We start from the raw sequence: 16437 nt of genomic DNA, 5'->3' as shown, positions 1-16437 counted from the left end.
TGTCACCTAAACTGATGACATGATTCTTTTATTTCACCGTATAAGCAAAACTGATGGCGCTATCTGCTTGCGAGATTTTTCTAAAGGTATAGTTAGGATTGCCACCATAGTTGGTTTCAGACACAAGGAAAGAACCATCATCATATACTTTCTCGACAAAAGCCACATGACCATAGATGGCTGGTGTGCCATGTGTACCTCCCACAAAAGAAACAATGGCACCTGCTCTTGGTGTAGAGCCAGTTTCCCCACCAAGACTTGAAGCTGTCGCAACCCAGTCCTGACCATTTCCCATGGTATTAATGATTGAAATCTTTTCTCCATTTCTACCTTTTAATTTTAAGCCTAACTGGTTCATACGAGCCGCAACACCCCATGTACATTGTCCATAAGCATAGGCCATACCATCTCCACCACCAGGAACAGAATGATCATACAAGTCCCCACTAACCCCTTCAAGGGATTGTGGATCACTTTTTGCCTGTCCTCCATTTGTTTGACTAAAGCCTTTTTCAATTTGGTAATACCATTCCGTTGCTCTGGTTTGTCTTTCCAGTAGTTTGTCACCAGAATTTCCCTCCCAATAGGTAAGGAAGAGTTGGGCCAGATTGGCTGCACTGCCTGTATTTTTAAAGAAATCCTTTAACCAACTTTGATAGTAAGGACTATCCCCATGAAGCATAAAATCAAGTTGTAGGTCTAAATCATACCATTTCTTATTTTGGGTGTGTGCATAATTTAACAAGGCTGTATGCCGTGTTGACCCATCTGCGGTATCTGTCCATTGCCCTAAACCTAGACCTCTATGAAGAATATTAGGATAAGCACCACTATAAATGGCTGGACCTCCAATCGCTAACCAGCTTTCATCATCCCATGAGGAATCGGTAGCGCCAACAGGAGGAGATAAATAATCTCCTTCAGCTCGTTTAGGATTAATAGAAGACTCTACCGACCAATTTCCTAAAATTGCCGCAATGGCTTGGGGACTTGCCCCTTGAGATTTCAAAAACTCATAAATATGTTTTGCTCGTTCAAACTCATCCCCACCAAACTGACCAATGGCTGGTAAGATAGTGGTCTGAAGTTGAATGACTTTTGGAAAATAAAATTGCGGATTGACATACACCAATTTTTCTTTCTTGTTCTTATATTTTTGATAGGAAACTTTCAAACCTGTATCATCTGGTGTTTCACCAATAACATCACCCGTTAGGACTCTTGTCCCCTCAATCGCACGGCCATTATGAATGGAATATAAGGTTAAGCGACTCTCATTCTCTCCTTTTCCGTTAGTGAGAATAACATTGTCACCGTCTAGAGATACAACTCCATCCATTGGTGCGACAATTGTTTGGTGAGCCTTCGCTTCTAGTAGAATATACTCCTGAAGGGTAGGTTTTCCATCTAAATCATAGTATCCATAACGATAAGTCATGGTTAGACTATCTTCGTTGCTTTTCCCCTCAAATGGATTGTCCAATTCCTGCATGGAAGCATAGACACCCTCTTCTTTTAGTTCCTTTATTTCCTCTTGATCGTCTTTCGAGAGTTTATACTTAGGAGTTTCATAGAGGTCTTGCATGGATTTCAAATCATCCCCATCGTTTAAATCATGCCACAAAGTAGACAGATAATCCTTGTAAGTTTCTGAACTAAATAAGTGAACTGGTTTGTGTAACTCATAGTCATGGAATTTAAAGTTCATATACCCCATCACATCATCAACTTTTGTGTAATAAGTTATTCCTTTGTCATTTGTGCGAGTATGTTCTGCATCTTCCCAAGTTAGATGGGTATAAGCTTTTGTTAATTCAAATTCATCTTGTTGAATCAAACTAGCAGATGAAAATCCTAAAAAGAAGCTCATTATAAGTAAAAGAAGAAAGACTATTCCTCCAACTATCCAGGTTACAGGATTTCCAGCCGCAAATGTAAAGAAGGAAAAGGCTACTTTTAGTTTTTGATAGATATTTCGGACAGTTGTAAGACCTTGTTTCTTTAATTTTCGAAACCGATTTTTAAGGGAACTTGGGTTATCTTTCGATAGTTTCCATCCTTTTCCATCCCTAAAATGATGGTATCGCTCTTTTGTGTTGGTCAGTCTTTTCTTGGTAAAACGACCTGTTGCTTGTCCTGTTTTGACACTAGCTTTTCCAAGGTTATAAGAAAGGCGACTGTAGCGTTTTCCTTTTCTAATTGTCTCTTGAAGTGTGCGATAGCCTTCTAAATTTTCATTATCTGAAGCTAACTCTCCACCTTCACGTCCAAGGACATAAAGAAAAGTTTTGGCTTTCCTACTGACTTTTTTGGACTTATAGGCTTGTTTAGTAGATTTTAGATTCTCTTTTGCGGCCTTGACTTCTTTCTTAGCTTTTAATTCTTCTAAACTCTTCCCTTGAAAGAAAAAATTAGATTTATGTTTCGATTCCTGACCGTAGAAAAATTTTTGATTGGTTTTTCTTTCTTTACGACTCTCTTTTCTTTCTTCTTTTGCTTCTACCTTGGCTTCCTTAAATTGCTTCTTGGCTATTTTCAATCGTTTCCTAGCATGAGGCAATCGTCTGTCTCTTAGTTCTTTGCGATTTAAAAGAGATGGAGGACTATTTTGAAGAATATGATTGTAGTCTTCATTTGCTTGTTTTACTCTAGCCTTTGAAGCTTCTCTCATCTCCTCTAACTTTTCCTTTATCTCTTTTTTCCATCTTTTTTCATCCAGTACAGCGGAATCTTTTTTCTGTTTCTTCACCTCCTTCTTTCCTTTTTTCAAGAATATCTTCTCATCTTTTAGACTTCTTCTAAATGCCTTTCGGGCACGTATGATTTCTCTTTTATCCTTCATTTACCTTCCCCTTAGTTAGAAGCCATTTTATCAGGATCTGTACTCATGATATCAAACAATTGAGTACCTTGAGGAATCTTATTTTTAAAGGGAACTACAACGGAACCAGCTTTTATTAGTCCTGCCCCTTTTTCTGGATTGATTAGGTATTTTTCAAGTTCTTTTGACAAACCTAAGAGTTGAACCAGTTCTTCTCGGTCATTTTTTGCTTGCTTGAGAAGAATCATAAATTCACTATTTGCAATAATCCGTCTACCATTTGGGTCTAACAATAAGGTTTCGACGTTTTGAGTTATTCCAGTCGGACTGGCTCCATATTTTCTGACACGACTCCACAATTTAAAGAAGAAATCACTGGCATATTTATCTAATAAGAGAAGCTGCATTTCATCAAAATAAATCCAGGTCTTCTTCCCTAATTTTTGGTTCCGAACGACACGATTCCATATCTGATCAAAAACAACCATAAGAGCGATTTGTTTCAGCTCATCTCCTAACTTTTTAACGTTATAGATTAAGAAGTTAGATCCTGTCTGAATATTGGTCTTATGAGAAAAAATATCAAGAGAACCTTCGACATACAGTTCCATATCAAGTGCCAAATTCTGCGCTTCTTCTTCTGGTTGTTGACTCAATACAAAGACCCATTCTTCCAAAGAAGGCTCTTTAAATGACTGATAGGTGAGTCTTGTAACTCGGTCAATAATCGATTTTTCTCTTCCATCCATTTTTCTATCCAATAACTTGCCGATAAAGGATAAAAGAAATTCTGATTTTACCTTTACAGGATCTTCATCCATATTTTCCTCAGACAAGTCAAGGACATTGAGATAGGTTTGGGAATCAGGCGCAATATCAATCATTTCTCCCCCAAAAGTCCGTCCAATGACACTGTACTCTGCTTCTGGATCCACGATGATAATTTCAGTATTTTCACCAGATTCCTTGATTTTGGTCGTGATAATTTCATGCTTGGTTGCCATCCCTTTCCCAGCTCCAGATGTTCCTAAAATCAGACCAGACGGTGTATTTAATAGGCTGCGATCAATGGTAATAATATTACTTGATATTTGATTGATACCGTAATATTTCCCACTACGGTCTTGTAAGTCTACTGAAGTCCAAGGTGAGTTCACTGCTATATTGGACGTTAATAAACTCCGTGATACTCCCTCTAAAAAATCACAACCAAATGGCAGCAAACTATTAAAGGCTGCTTCTTGCATATATGGAAGTTTATCAATCATTAGATCATTTGAGCCGGCGACTTGTTGGATAGTGTCTAGGGCTTGTTTGAGTTCTTCTTCATCCTGACCAAAGACCCCAATCAAAAAGACTGTCTGAAATAGTTTATCTCCTGTCTCGGTCATGGTTTTTAAGAGTTCCTCAGCTTCATCGATATTGCTTTCTAATACATGACCTACTTTTTCCAAATAGATACCTGTACGAGCTAGTTTTTGTTGTTCCCCAATCTTTTGGGATTCCATCAAGGTCTTCTTTGTGCGTAGTTTCTTCATAGCATCCGCCTTAGTCGAACTTTGAGCATGAAGGCTCACTATCAATTCCAGATCTCCTTGCATGAGGTCTCGAATAAACTGATCACCTAATTCCATACCGTAGTCTCTCACATAGACAATCTGTAATAAGCGGTCATTGATTTGTAGGTAATTCTTATTTTTAAAATCCAAGAGATTAGGTGCTATGAAGTGACGAGTTGTCTGACCCGATTTCGTTAAATCACGGTAAGAAAAAGGAAGATGGTGTTCTCCTCTAAGCATATCCGCCAACAAGTTGACACGCTCTTCACCAGCCAAGGATTCAAATCGTGCATCAATTTCTGAGAAACCACTCTTGAAATATTCTCCAATTTGAGACAAGGAACGATAGGCTTGTTTGGGATTAGTATCCTTTCTTCCAAAGCTAATCAGTTTCACAGCTGAAAAGTTATTTTCACCACTGTCTAAATTCTGATTCATCATCCGATTCAATTCTTTACGATAGGTATCATATCCATCTTCTTTTTCCTCATACAAAACACTTTGTCTAAACTTTTCTAAATTCAATCTTTTATTAAAGATAGTCAATTGGAAGTTGGTTTGATCATCTAGAGAGTTAATCAAATCAGAATACTTCTCAATGATTGCACCCTTATCTTCTAAACCAACGGTCTGGTAATTGACATCACCAAGTAAATAGCTTTGTGAAAAATAATCTTCTTTTACCTGCATCAGACCATTTTGATACAAGGCTTGATAGGAAAGAGTATTAGCCGTTGATGGTAACACTTCCTCTTTTTTATCTTTAACTTCTTCCTTTTTATTAGTCGTTGAAGTTTTTTGTTTCTTTAATGTATTTGATTTTCTTTTCATGTTCAAGTCCTTTCTTTCCTGAAATTGTGCGTAGGGGTATCGTTAGTTCAAAATGAAGACGGTATTTCAAATAATGTTCAAAATATAAATCATTGGGTTTATAGACTCCAAAAAGCATGAGGGGGATGGTAAAGGCAAACACAAAACCGTAAACAAACCAATCTCCAAATTGCCAGAAAAAGAGATTCAAGCCCAAAACAATAATTGTGACAATAAAGGCTGGTAAAACAAAGATGATTTGTCTTGTGGTGAAACCTAACCAAGCCCTGTGTTGGTATTTTGAGATGTCTTTAAAGACACGTGTATTCATGACTTTCCTTTCTAAAAAGGCTAAGAAGCAATCACTTCCTAGCCTTTATCTAATTACATACCTAAAATTGAGCGAGCCGTACGTTGAGAACCAACGAGGGCAATAATCAGTAAGATAGCTTGTACCAAACTACCAAACATAATCGCAAGTGATTGCAAGACTCCTGCACCATTTGAAACAGCTATTTTCCCAGCAGATTCAAACAAAGGAACAAGAGAAACAATCAGAAAAATGAGAACCCCTTGTACCGCATAAACCATAATATTTTTTAAATAGCCAATACCAATAGACTTCCATTCATCACTTAAAAATGTTGGAATCGTAAGAGGGGCAAATGGAATCATAAGGTAGAGTTGAATAAATCGAATAGATACCAAAAGATTAACCATGGCTGCACTTACTATCCGAACAAGCCAAATGAGGAGGGCGAAAAAGCCCACAATCATCCGGCCAATAAATCCTGAACCTTTTAATCCAGAGAGTGTATCATACTTTGCCCCACCGTGACCGTGAGCCACAATCGAGGCCACTTGTTCAATGGCGTGACTCGCAATACCGATGATAGCTTCTACAATAACGGTAGTATTGGTAATTACAACTGCGACCATAATATAACTAATCAACATCGGCGCTAATGCTTCAAAGGTCATCGCTCCACCTGAGTTAGCAATTTTCTTTGCCATCTTCGAAAATTCTAAGATGAGAACAACTGATAAAATCGCAACTCCAAGAGGCTGCATGACACTTTTAGTAATACTAGACATATAAGTCCAAACAGTTGGATTGTAGCTAGATAGAGATTTAATCAGATCTACCGTAGATTGTAAATCTACATTAAATCCTTCAAATAAATTTTCAGCTGATATTTTTTCAGATGCAAGGTAAACAAAGGGTGAGACTAAACTAAGATTCATGTCATTGTTTATCCTCCTAAATTGAAATCTGGGTTACAAAGGCTCCAGCAGCCCCTACCATAACTCCACCGACAATTTCAAGAATGGCATTCCGAACACCTGGTCCACCATCTTTAATGTTGGTTGCAAGGTTGACAATCCCCACAACAACGAGAAAGGCACCAACCGCAATCAATCCCTTCTGTAACAAAGACATAGCTTGTGCAAACATAGCACTTGCGTCTACTCCATAAACAAAACCTTTAAAATGCGTAATCATCTATTTCCTCTTTTCTATTTTTATTTTAAACTAGATTCAAAAGTTAAATCACGAATTCTAAGGCCTTCAAGATGATTTTCTTGTCTTTGATTCAAAGGATTGATTTGATAGTTCCACCACCTTTCATCTGTTTCTTGATTGGCTAGGTACTTCCAGTTTGGATGCTTAGTGGAATTGTATTTTTTGCTTTTAAAGACAGGCATATTGGCAATTCGAACCAAGCATTCATGCCGTTTCATATTTCCGACTTCATCAGGTGTCATTAAATCACGAGCAATCTTTTGATGAGAAAGGGATCCTGAACCTGTCTGGCCAAAGGAACGACTAGTATTTCGAACATCAATGGTTTGTTTACCGAGTAAGCCACTCATAAATTTAAAGGTATCTTCATCATTCCCACCTAAGTAGACTAAGCTATCACAGTTCCCAAGAATGGTTTTCCAAGCTTCTTTTTCTTTATAGAGTCCTTGAAGTTGGGCAATATTTTGAAGAATGGGAACGAGACTCATATTACGAGAACGAACTGTTGAGGTTTGTTCAGCAAAATCTGGGATTTCTCCGATATTTGCGAATTCATCTAAGTAGACTCTCACATGAAGAGGTAATTTACCCTTAAAATCAATATCTGCTTGTCTTGTTAGAGTTTGAAATACTGTTGAAAAAAAGAGGGCTGAAAGAAAGCGAAAGGTACTGTCGTTATCTGGGATAACTAGGTAAACCATTGATTTTTCCTTGCCCCATGTCTTCATATCAAGGGTATCTCTTTTGGTCAAATCCATGACACTTTGAATATTGAAGAGGGCAAATTTAGCAGTGGTTACAGCTATAACAGAATCCAGAGTCTTATCCTTATAATTTTGAAAATCTGCCCAATTTCGCATGGTAAAATTTTCAGTTCCATACTTTTTAGCATAATTTTCAAATAGAATTTCTAAGACACTTTTTTCTTGGTTTTCACCCTTGGATAGGTGTTTAATGAGTTTTGAGATTTCAGCAAAACTTGGATAACGCCCTCGTTTTTTTCGCTCTTCCACTTCTTTTTTTTGACGTTTCAACAAGTTTTGGTATTCTTTTTGACTTAAACGACTTTCTTCTATGAGCTGTTCTCTTGTTTTAGGTGGGTTATAGAAATCGACCAAGTAGGAGGCTAAAGCTCGTACCAAAGTCATAGAAGCTTCATCCCAAAATGGATCACTACGGGAGCCAGAGCCTTTGGTGTTATTGAAATAAACTGTCAGCATGCGATTCAAATCATTTTCTGTCTCTATATAGCGAAAAGGATTGAAGCCATCTGAGTTCTTCATATTGACTAAATCTAACACCTTTACTTGGTAGCCATGTTCTAAAAAGAGTTTGCCTGTTTTTTCGGCCAAGTGATCTTTAGGATCCACTACAATATTAGAACTATTCATCTGAATAAGATTGGGTTTCACAAAGCGAAATGTCTTCCCACTTCCTGAACCTCCAATCACCGCAATATTCTTATTCCTATCATATTGGGCTGGTTTTTTATCTAATAATGTCAGACGAACATCTTGTGCTAAGATCGTATCATGAGAAAATTCCTTACCGTAAAAGAGCTTCTTTTCTTTTAGAGTTCCAAAACGGGCGCTGCCGTATTCTACCCCTTCTCGGTATTGTTTTTTTCCAGTCTCTAAATAGAGATAAACCAGCAGCATCATAACAAAGCCTAGTAGAAAAAAAGCACTTGATTTTCCAGTAAAGGAAACATTCCATGGCGACTGAAGAACTTTATCTTGACCTTCCATTAGAAGATGAGTCCATTTATCTAAGCTATTTCCAGTATAGGAATCATATAAAAGCGTCAAACGATGAAAAAGATAGCCTAGTAAGATACCTAACAGTGAGAATAGTAGGAATTTCTTTCCACTGTACATCATCTCACCATCTCTTTCTGTTTGACGGCTCCTTCTTGTCTAAAGGTAATTTGGGATTTAGCCTCATCAATTGCATCGTCTAATGACTTATCCATGGTAAAATCAGCTAATTTCTCCGGATCATTAACCATTTTTTCTAACAGATGGTCTAAATGATTGTCTAGAATCGAACGGTCTTTCGTGTAGAAATGCAGAGAATCCCCTTGCCAAGCGATGGCTAAAGGAATCTCTTCTTTTTCTAAAAAAGCTTTAAATTTCTCTATATCAATTGGTTTGTCTAAAAAATCTTTATTCAGATTAATCGTATCAATCGAATAAGGAGATTGTAGCATTTCTTCTAATTTCTGTACTCCTATCTTATAGGCAGAATCCTGTGCTAAAGCCTGACGTCTAGACCATTCTAGAATCTTTAAGAGACTTCTTACAGTAAATAAAAGACTACGCTCAGCATATTGAACTGCCATTCGTTCCTGTTGTTCAGAGGACATCTGATGCCTCCTTCTTCACAAATAGCAGTTTTCCTTCTTTATAACGATAAGCTATCAATTTCTGATGTTGCTTAATCGACTTGACAACCTGCAGTAGATCTCTCGAATAAGGTTCTCGAAGAGTGACTTCTACTGCCTTCCCATCAAAGATACCAACTCGTTTAAATTCAATGTAGTCTTTTTTGAGATGTCCTAAACCCATACCAAAGGGAAAGTGATGAATCAATTGGATGGTACAACCACCCTTATTTCCCATTTGTTTCAAATCATACAAGTTTACAACCTTCATGATTAACTCCTTTATCTAGTTTGTCGCATCGTTTAAGTCTGGTAACGATAAACTCCGTGTCTGTTAGAAAATTCTCACACACGTCTTGTGCCAGTTGCCCTTCACAGGGAAATACTCTCAGTCCCTACTTACACAGGCACGCTAATCAAGACGGAGTGGATTCAATTTTCAAAGAACAGGTAACTTTATTATAGATAAGAGTAGTTGAAATTTTTATCACATTTTTGGAGTTATTGGAATAAAAAAAGCAACTCACTGCTTTACTAATAAGTTACTTTTGTACTAAAATATTTGTTGCATAATTTCCCTAATAACATAAACAGAGTTATCAAATGAGATATCTTTAGCATACTTAAATTGGCGTTGATAACGAATCCATAGCTCTTTCTGATAATCAGAAATTTCAATTCCTCTCACTTGTTCTTCCCAATTATAAATAGTATCTTTACTTTTACGTTTTTCTGCCGTATTCTCAAGTGCATTTTTTAATACTTCTAGATTAATCTCTTCTTTTCTAAGTTTATACAAGGTGAAAAGATCATATCGATCACGTGGGCGTGTCGAAGACAATCCCCTACTGATGATCGTTTCTAACTTTTCAGCAAGTACAGTCTCTAGATTATATGTCCATATCTTGATGCTTTCATTAGTAAAGATAGAAGTCATTGAATAAGTAATTTCTCTTGGTGTGATTTTATCACCAGTAGTAATATCAATAAAAACAACCTCTTTTAATGTATCAAAAGTTGCATTTAATTTTAATGAAAATCCTCCATATTCATCATCTTGGCGAATAGGTTCTAGCTTATCTACTGAAAATGAAAATCCATCAGTTTTAGAACAAAGAATCTCTTCAAAGATATGAATCAAATTTTCTCTGCTCATTTCGGTTCCCCTCAGAGTGACATCTAAATCCATTGTGGTTCGCTTATCTAGTCCGATCATTTGACCTATTAGATACCCTCCTTTTACAATGAAGGAATCTCTATAAGAACTAGTAGAAATCAGCTTTAACACTTGCTCAATTAAATAATGTTGTTGTACTTGTTGAGCTGGAATTCCCTTATCTTTTGAAATGTTTTTGATTTTTGCTTTAAAGCTATTCGCATTTGAAAACATTAAGATAGTACCTCCGTATAAGATTGTAACTTATCAGTTACTTTAAATAGCTGGGCATAATAAAATAATTTGTGTAAATGAATTTGATTCTGTTGAAAATATTTCTTAAACGCTGGTGCAATAATTTGAAGATCCACCTGATGAACTGGTCTTAGACACTCAACCAAAACTCGTTCAACTTCATAAACTTTAATAAATTGGCCAGGAAGACGCTCTATTTCAATAATTCCTTCACTATAGTGAGAGCGTAAAATAATAGGACGTATATCTGCTTCCTTAATGTTTTTGGTATTCGTACCATAAGGAAAACTCATCATCATGTTAAAAGGGATAGTCAAAGATAAACCATGTAACCAAAGTGCTGTCTCCAAAGAAAAGATTCCCTTTGGAAATCGATACTGAAGAACAAACCACTCATCTAAATAAATATCAGGTAAGCGATATAAGCCTTTTTCTTCAGCATCGATTTTTCCTTCTGCAACCATTTTTAATAAGGTTTTGTAGTGTAAATTTTCATCTATTACTTGTTTAAAAGTTAAAAAACCATACTGATTGAAAGAGTTCATCAGTTTCTCTCTTTTATCAACCATATCATTCTCCTTTCTTAGAAATAAAATGCTAACACCTGCTATATATGTTAGCATTTTATTTCTTTAAAATCAATTCATTTAGTTTATTTATTTCAAAATTAATCCATGCTTAAGACAGACCAGCTATTATTAAAGAAAAAATAAGACATAGACTGATAGGTTCCACACCAAATGTAGCCCCATACTGCCCCATAAGTCCGATTTGTAGCGTACAAGCCCTAAAAACATCCCAAGTGAAACATATAAACACCAAGCTAGAATGGTTCCTGGATGATGTGCTAAGGCAAATAAAACACTTGTCAAAGCAACTCGAATATCTAATTTTCTAACCAAGTTCCATAAAATTTCTCGATACAGAAATTCTTCAACCATACTCGCATTGATTAAGAACAATAAAAATGAAAACCAAGGGACTTGATGTTGAAGGCCAATTAAGTTTGCTTGATTCGTAGTTCCTCGAGCATGGATTAGGCTAAAACATAGACTTATAATCAGTAGGCTAACGAATCCAATACCAAGCCATTTCATCCTAGATTTCATATTGACCTTATGAGCTTGTTTACGTTGGCCATACATCCATAAAAAAGAAATGAGTGACGAACCATAGAGAATCTGTAGTATAGTTAACTCACCGATACAAAGAAATTTCAGTAAGTATAGAGATACCAATAAGACATTTACTTGTTGGAATATATAAACTGGAATTATTCTTTTCATAGTTACCTCCGAAATAAATCTTCATAATCTAAATCTAATACCTGCACAATCCTTTCTACCCATGGACTTTGAGGCATTCGTTGTTCCATCTTATAGTGGCGAATCTTTTGATACAAACGATTCAATTCACTTGGATAGTGAAACTCTCCCGCAAACATTTTTCTGGTTAACTCAATCCAGCTGATATTTCTTTCAGCCAAAATAATGGACAAGTTCTCCCAAAATCGTTCAGCCATATTGCTTCTCCTTTAACTAGATAAATAATGTGTTTGTTCCATGTAAATCAATTGTTTCGTATCTCTTGGCAATAAAGCTCTAGCCTCCTCTAGATTCAGATTTGGATAAACTCTCTTATTTGAAACCGCAAGAGGAAGTCTGATAGTTAGTTCAGGATTTTTTAATATCATTTCGATGAAATCCGTTAATCTTAGATTGTCACGATTCTTAAATCGTAATAAATTGGGAGATAAAAACTCGAAACAATCTGAAGAATAGCTCATCATCTCAATTAATTTGTCCTTTGTCATTTCAGAAATCGAATGACAAGATACCTCTATTCCGTAGTTTTGAAAGAAATCTAAAAGAATTTGATTTCTATGGTTATTTTTACTTAGATAGAGATCAATCATGGGAGACCTCCCAAAGATTCGGTTCCATTTGATATTCTGAGACGATTAAAGAATCTAATAAATTTGAGAAGTTAATCGGTTTCTTGTCTTCATCATAAGCTTTTACAGTTACTTGGGTTGTAAGTATTCCCTCTTTTCCCTCGGCTCGATAGCCTTGTCCATATAAAACAAAAACAAGATTTTGATGATCATCTACAAAGGCATCAACCCCATTCTTTATGTCTTGACTTTCAAGGAATTCCATCACGTTTTGAAGATAGGACTCGTAAAATAGTGGGTAGTTGTGTTTTTTATGGTATACATCTAAAAATGTTACTTCAAACTCACATGGATAATTGGGTATCAAAAATAATTGTTCATCCAGCTGTTTGATTTCTGCATCATGTAATTCTGTTTCTAATTCATCACAATCTAGTATTGATTCTTTATTTAATGCTTTCATCTTTTTCCTCTATTTCTTTTAATTCCTTTGCGATTGCGGCAATCACAGGAACGGTTACACTATTACCAGCTTGTTTATAGAGCTGACTATTACTAGAGACTTTTCTAGCAGCTTCAAAAGCCCAATCAGGAAAGCCCTGCAAGCGAAAACACTCTTTAGGAGTGATTCGTCGTATCCTCAGACGATAAAATTGTCCATCTATTAATACACCGGCTACATGATAAACTTGTTTATCTTCTCCTTCATAACTAGCAACTACTACTCCCATTTGTCCACTAGTTGTTAACGTATTAGCTATACCCTTTCCAACTCTACCACGACGATACTGAGAACTTGGTCTTTCCAAATTGATTGAATCTCCTATTTCTGCTTGAGCGTATCCTTTTTTCGTTGCTTCCCGTACTTTTAGAAATTTGATTGGTTCTGGAATTAGTATTTTGGGAATTTTATCTCCACCTTGCATTGTAGTCAGTGTTGGAGATAACCCCTCACTTCCATAAACTCGACCAGTTTCCTTAAAGCTAGTTGGTAAATCTCCAACAACGACAATACCATGGCGATCTTGAGTATTTAAAGTAAACATCGCCTCTTGGTTTTCCTTAAAGCGTCTACCATTTTGTCTCTTGTCTAATCTATCTGGTGTAATGCAAGGAATCGCAATCTTAAATCCTTCTCCTTTTCCACGAACTAAGGTTGGCGCAAGACCTTCTGAATAATAGACTTTACCGCTCATTCCACTTTTTGATGGATTCAAATTCCCTAATGTTTTAAAAATCTCAGAGTTAGTTGCTTGACCTTCTCGTCTGAAAGGAAATAAGAGTCTGGTACTTTTCTTTCTAGAATGTCCGATAATAAACACCCTCTCTCTGTTTTGGGGAACGCCGAAATCCTTACTGTTAAGCACCTGCCACTCAACATCAAACCCCAACTCATCAAGTGTGGTAAGGATTGTGGTGAACGTCCGTCCCTTATCGTGATTGAGTAGGCCTTTAACATTTTCAAGAAAAAGAAAACGTGGTTGGATTTGTTTGGCCGCCCGAGCAATTTCAAAGAACAAAGTTCCTCTAGTATCTTCAAATCCCAATCGTCTTCCTGCGATTGAAAATGCTTGACAAGGGAATCCCCCACAGATGATATCGACTTTCCCTCTAAGTTTATTAAATTTGTCATCTGAAACATCTCGTATGTCATGAAATTCAATTTCTCCTTTCGTTTGAAAAATGGACTTATAAGATTCTCTAGCAAATTTATCAATCTCACAAAATCCAATACACTCGTGTCCAACACTTTCCATTCCAAGCCGAAATCCACCGATACCTGAAAATAAATCAATAAATCTCATTTCTTGATTACCCCTTTCTGATTGACAATCAATGTCCAAAGAGTCATACCACTTGAAATTAAAATGATCATAACTAATATCCACTCGATTGGCGACATTTAACCACCTCCTTTTCTAACACGGTTATTCCAAACAGAATACAAGCCGTTAAACACAAATTCAGCCAAAACTTCCGCTCGTCTAACAAAGCGAACATTGTCAAGAGAATACTGGTAGATTCTCTCAAAATCAGTCATAGCAATTTCACTGGCTGTTTCAGAAAAACCCTCTCGTCTAAATTGATCTTGCACCAATCCCCAAATATAATCTCGATCATATTTTGTGACCTTTTCTACTTTTCTTTTCAAGATAGGATGAGTATTCCTATCCTCCTCATCCTCAATAAATAAAGAATCAGTCTCACTATATTTAGTCTCACTAACTTCAGTCTCACTAGGGGCTGAATGTGAGACGGGGGCCGTTTCATTTTCAACCTGCCCTAGTCTTTTTTTAATACTAGGCCTGTTCGAACTAGCTACTGGGGTAGGAGACAACTCCCCTAAATAAATCTTATTAGCTAGTCTCCCTTTCTCACTTGAAGACTGTTGGACTTCATCAATTAAGTCATATTCTTTAAGAGTTTTTTTGATGGACAGTAATTTTGACTTCGAACAACCTAATAGCTTCATCAGTTTAGAATTAGAAAATACTAAATAAACCGCTCCTTCTTCATCTATCCAACCACGATTGAGAGATAATTCTAAACGATCTTTTAAAATTGAATAAGCCACCTTTACTTCTAGTTTCATATCCATATATTTCTCATCTTCAAAAAGAATTTTAGGTAATTTATAATACCTTTCTGAAGTTTGGTATTGATTTGCGGTAATTCGTTTCATAGCGCTCCTCCAAGTTCTTTGAGTATTAAATCTCCACTTGATTCCAATCGAACCAAGCCACTTTTTTCTAATTCAGCCATAAGAGATATGGCTTCAACAATGTCAATTCCCATTTCACGTACTAAAAATGAAATGACAATATAACGTGATGATTGTAATTCTTTTGTCATTTTCCCTCCAGAAAATAAAAAAAGGAGAACAATATTCAACTGTTCTCCAAAATAATTTTATTAAAAAGAAAAACCCTGCCAAATTAATTTTTGGTAGGGTTTTTGGCAGGAAACTAAATTAATTTATCAGTTTCTAAAATGTGTTCACGATTCTAAAAGGCTGATACTATAGTATTCCGAATTCTAATTGGTATATGCCTCTTATTTAAGAGTAACTGAAGCTCCAGCTTCTTCCAATTTAGCTTTGATTTCTTCAGCTTCTGCAGTTGGAACGCCTTCTTTGATGACACCTGGTGCACCATCAACAAGTTCTTTAGCTTCTTTAAGTCCAAGACCAGTGATTTCACGTACAGCTTTGATAACGCCAACTTTTTTGTCACCAGCAGCTGTCAATTCAACGTCAAATGAATCTTTAGCAGCACCAGCGTCAGCAGCACCAGCTGTAGCTACAGCTACAGGAGCAGCTGCAGTTACACCAAATTCTTCTTCGATAGCTTTTACAAGGTCGTTCAATTCAAGGATTGAAGCTTCTTTAATTTCAGCAATAATGTTTTCAATGTTCAATGCCATTGTTATTTCCTCCAAATAAGTTTTTAATTATATAATAGTTTTTTCGTAGCTATGCTACGCTGCGTAGCTTAAGATTAAGCTGCGTCTTCTTTGTTGTCTGCAACCGCTTTGACTGCAAGAGCAACGTTGCGCACTGGCGCTTGAAGTACAGAAAGGAGCATAGAAAGAAGTCCTTCGCGGTTTGGAAGAGTTGCAAGAGCAACGATTTCTTCTTTAGATGCGACAGCGCCTTCGATTGCACCACCTTTAATTTCAAGTGCTTCAGCGTTTTTAGCAAAGTCGTTCAAGATTTTCGCTGGTGCGATAACATCTTCGTTAGAAAATGCTACTGCAGATGGTCCAACAAAAACAGATGCAAGGTCTTCAAGACCAGCTTTTTCAGCTGCACGACGCAAGATTGAGTTTTTAATGACTTTATACTCAACTTCGCTTCCACGAAGCTCACGACGAAGAACTGTATCTTGATCAACTGTCAAACCACGAGCGTCTACAACGACAATAGATGCAGCAGCTTTCATTTTTTCAGCTACTACGTCAACTAGTTCCGCTTTTTTAGCAATAATTGCTTCACTCATTAGTGTGTTCACCTCCGTAATTATTTTGCTTGGGGA

The 16437-nt window shown here is 36.6% G+C and carries 19 protein-coding genes; all 19 read right to left on the bottom strand.

Translation table 11 applies throughout. The features are described from left to right. Positions 1–28: 28 nt before the first annotated feature. The 19 genes from M9H69_RS04140 to rplJ all read right to left on the bottom strand — a co-directional run bounded on the left by M9H69_RS04140 (position 29) and on the right by rplJ (position 16401). Positions 29–2842: a phage tail tip lysozyme gene (locus tag M9H69_RS04140; protein ID WP_250315999.1), complete on the bottom strand. Its 2814-nt coding sequence runs from the start codon at positions 2840–2842 to the stop codon at positions 29–31. 11 nt (positions 2843–2853) lie between these two features. Next, the gene (locus M9H69_RS04135; protein WP_250315998.1) at positions 2854–5211 is read right to left on the bottom strand and encodes a VirB4-like conjugal transfer ATPase, CD1110 family; all 2358 of its coding nucleotides are present in this window, start codon (positions 5209–5211) and stop codon (positions 2854–2856) included. Further along, positions 5162–5521 carry a PrgI family protein gene (locus tag M9H69_RS04130; protein ID WP_050078386.1) on the bottom strand — a complete coding sequence of 120 codons (360 nt, stop codon included), beginning with the start codon at positions 5519–5521 and terminating at the stop codon, positions 5162–5164. The genes M9H69_RS04135 and M9H69_RS04130 overlap by 50 nt, the downstream gene beginning before the upstream one ends. Before the next feature lie 53 nt (positions 5522–5574). Beyond that, on the bottom strand, positions 5575–6435 hold the full coding sequence (locus M9H69_RS04125) for a conjugal transfer protein TrbL (protein ID WP_250315997.1): 861 nt from the start codon (positions 6433–6435) through the stop codon (positions 5575–5577). Between the two features lie 16 nt (positions 6436–6451). Next, positions 6452–6694, bottom strand: a complete 243-nt coding sequence (locus M9H69_RS04120; protein WP_000627865.1) for a hypothetical protein — start codon at positions 6692–6694, stop codon at positions 6452–6454. A gap of 20 nt (positions 6695–6714) precedes the next feature. Further along, positions 6715–8592, bottom strand: a complete 1878-nt coding sequence (locus tag M9H69_RS04115) for a VirD4-like conjugal transfer protein, CD1115 family (protein WP_250316169.1) — start codon at positions 8590–8592, stop codon at positions 6715–6717. Then, positions 8592–9080, bottom strand: coding sequence for a hypothetical protein (locus M9H69_RS04110; protein WP_250315996.1), 489 nt, complete (start codon positions 9078–9080; stop codon positions 8592–8594). The genes M9H69_RS04115 and M9H69_RS04110 overlap by 1 nt, the downstream gene beginning before the upstream one ends. Continuing rightward, a complete protein-coding gene (locus M9H69_RS04105) occupies positions 9070–9369 on the bottom strand; it encodes a hypothetical protein (RefSeq protein ID WP_003042486.1) in 300 nt (99 codons plus the stop codon). Before M9H69_RS04105 ends, M9H69_RS04110 begins: the two co-directional genes overlap by 11 nt. A gap of 282 nt (positions 9370–9651) precedes the next feature. After that, on the bottom strand, positions 9652–10488 hold the full coding sequence (locus tag M9H69_RS04100; RefSeq protein ID WP_250315995.1) for a nucleotidyl transferase AbiEii/AbiGii toxin family protein: 837 nt from the start codon (positions 10486–10488) through the stop codon (positions 9652–9654). Continuing rightward, positions 10488–11078, bottom strand: a complete 591-nt coding sequence (locus tag M9H69_RS04095) for a type IV toxin-antitoxin system AbiEi family antitoxin domain-containing protein (RefSeq protein ID WP_250315994.1) — start codon at positions 11076–11078, stop codon at positions 10488–10490. The genes M9H69_RS04100 and M9H69_RS04095 overlap by 1 nt, the downstream gene beginning before the upstream one ends. A gap of 129 nt (positions 11079–11207) precedes the next feature. Continuing rightward, complete coding sequence (locus tag M9H69_RS04090; RefSeq protein ID WP_250315993.1) at positions 11208–11795, bottom strand: CPBP family intramembrane glutamic endopeptidase; 588 nt, start codon at positions 11793–11795, stop codon at positions 11208–11210. Positions 11796–11797: 2 nt separating this feature from the next. Next, a complete protein-coding gene (locus M9H69_RS04085; protein ID WP_000840776.1) occupies positions 11798–12031 on the bottom strand; it encodes a hypothetical protein in 234 nt (77 codons plus the stop codon). Between the two features lie 12 nt (positions 12032–12043). Next, positions 12044–12424: an arsenate reductase gene (locus M9H69_RS04080; RefSeq protein WP_048789104.1), complete on the bottom strand. Its 381-nt coding sequence runs from the start codon at positions 12422–12424 to the stop codon at positions 12044–12046. Next, a complete protein-coding gene (locus M9H69_RS04075; RefSeq protein ID WP_250315992.1) occupies positions 12417–12866 on the bottom strand; it encodes a hypothetical protein in 450 nt (149 codons plus the stop codon). Before M9H69_RS04075 ends, M9H69_RS04080 begins: the two co-directional genes overlap by 8 nt. Next, the gene (gene dcm, locus M9H69_RS04070) at positions 12850–14208 is read right to left on the bottom strand and encodes a DNA (cytosine-5-)-methyltransferase (RefSeq protein WP_250315991.1); all 1359 of its coding nucleotides are present in this window, start codon (positions 14206–14208) and stop codon (positions 12850–12852) included. Before dcm ends, M9H69_RS04075 begins: the two co-directional genes overlap by 17 nt. 98 nt (positions 14209–14306) lie before the next feature. Then, complete coding sequence (locus M9H69_RS04065) at positions 14307–15086, bottom strand: replication initiator protein A (protein ID WP_250315990.1); 780 nt, start codon at positions 15084–15086, stop codon at positions 14307–14309. Further along, positions 15083–15256 carry a hypothetical protein gene (locus tag M9H69_RS04060; protein ID WP_000159607.1) on the bottom strand — a complete coding sequence of 58 codons (174 nt, stop codon included), beginning with the start codon at positions 15254–15256 and terminating at the stop codon, positions 15083–15085. The genes M9H69_RS04065 and M9H69_RS04060 overlap by 4 nt, the downstream gene beginning before the upstream one ends. Before the next feature lie 201 nt (positions 15257–15457). Then, the gene (gene rplL, locus M9H69_RS04055; protein WP_250315989.1) at positions 15458–15826 is read right to left on the bottom strand and encodes a 50S ribosomal protein L7/L12; all 369 of its coding nucleotides are present in this window, start codon (positions 15824–15826) and stop codon (positions 15458–15460) included. 74 nt (positions 15827–15900) lie between these two features. Then, entirely contained in the window at positions 15901–16401 is a 501-nt protein-coding gene (gene rplJ / locus M9H69_RS04050; RefSeq protein WP_001287266.1) for a 50S ribosomal protein L10, read from the bottom strand. Between the last annotated feature and the right edge of the window lie 36 nt (positions 16402–16437).

It is taken from the genome of Streptococcus oralis (genome assembly GCF_023611505.1).
Classification (GTDB): Bacteria; Bacillota; Bacilli; order Lactobacillales; family Streptococcaceae; genus Streptococcus; species Streptococcus oralis_CT.
The sequence above is the reverse complement of the archived record's forward strand: the minus strand, read 5'-3'. Positions and strand labels throughout refer to the sequence as shown.

What these genes read in the sequence shown, in the direction of transcription:
- M9H69_RS04140 (WP_250315999.1), bottom strand. Translation starts at nt 2,842, where the DNA reads ATGAAGGATAAAAGAGAAATCATACGTGCCCGAAAGGCATTTAGAAGA.
- M9H69_RS04135 (WP_250315998.1), bottom strand. Translation starts at nt 5,211, where the DNA reads ATGAAAAGAAAATCAAATACATTAAAGAAACAAAAAACTTCAACGACT.
- M9H69_RS04130 (WP_050078386.1), bottom strand. Translation starts at nt 5,521, where the DNA reads ATGAATACACGTGTCTTTAAAGACATCTCAAAATACCAACACAGGGCT.
- M9H69_RS04125 (WP_250315997.1), bottom strand. Translation starts at nt 6,435, where the DNA reads ATGAATCTTAGTTTAGTCTCACCCTTTGTTTACCTTGCATCTGAAAAA.
- M9H69_RS04120 (WP_000627865.1), bottom strand. Translation starts at nt 6,694, where the DNA reads ATGATTACGCATTTTAAAGGTTTTGTTTATGGAGTAGACGCAAGTGCT.
- M9H69_RS04115 (WP_250316169.1), bottom strand. Translation starts at nt 8,592, where the DNA reads ATGTACAGTGGAAAGAAATTCCTACTATTCTCACTGTTAGGTATCTTA.
- M9H69_RS04110 (WP_250315996.1), bottom strand. Translation starts at nt 9,080, where the DNA reads ATGTCCTCTGAACAACAGGAACGAATGGCAGTTCAATATGCTGAGCGT.
- M9H69_RS04105 (WP_003042486.1), bottom strand. Translation starts at nt 9,369, where the DNA reads ATGAAGGTTGTAAACTTGTATGATTTGAAACAAATGGGAAATAAGGGT.
- M9H69_RS04100 (WP_250315995.1), bottom strand. Translation starts at nt 10,488, where the DNA reads ATGTTTTCAAATGCGAATAGCTTTAAAGCAAAAATCAAAAACATTTCA.
- M9H69_RS04095 (WP_250315994.1), bottom strand. Translation starts at nt 11,078, where the DNA reads ATGGTTGATAAAAGAGAGAAACTGATGAACTCTTTCAATCAGTATGGT.
- M9H69_RS04090 (WP_250315993.1), bottom strand. Translation starts at nt 11,795, where the DNA reads ATGAAAAGAATAATTCCAGTTTATATATTCCAACAAGTAAATGTCTTA.
- M9H69_RS04085 (WP_000840776.1), bottom strand. Translation starts at nt 12,031, where the DNA reads ATGGCTGAACGATTTTGGGAGAACTTGTCCATTATTTTGGCTGAAAGA.
- M9H69_RS04080 (WP_048789104.1), bottom strand. Translation starts at nt 12,424, where the DNA reads ATGATTGATCTCTATCTAAGTAAAAATAACCATAGAAATCAAATTCTT.
- M9H69_RS04075 (WP_250315992.1), bottom strand. Translation starts at nt 12,866, where the DNA reads ATGAAAGCATTAAATAAAGAATCAATACTAGATTGTGATGAATTAGAA.
- dcm (WP_250315991.1), bottom strand. Translation starts at nt 14,208, where the DNA reads ATGAGATTTATTGATTTATTTTCAGGTATCGGTGGATTTCGGCTTGGA.
- M9H69_RS04065 (WP_250315990.1), bottom strand. Translation starts at nt 15,086, where the DNA reads ATGAAACGAATTACCGCAAATCAATACCAAACTTCAGAAAGGTATTAT.
- M9H69_RS04060 (WP_000159607.1), bottom strand. Translation starts at nt 15,256, where the DNA reads ATGACAAAAGAATTACAATCATCACGTTATATTGTCATTTCATTTTTA.
- rplL (WP_250315989.1), bottom strand. Translation starts at nt 15,826, where the DNA reads ATGGCATTGAACATTGAAAACATTATTGCTGAAATTAAAGAAGCTTCA.
- rplJ (WP_001287266.1), bottom strand. Translation starts at nt 16,401, where the DNA reads ATGAGTGAAGCAATTATTGCTAAAAAAGCGGAACTAGTTGACGTAGTA.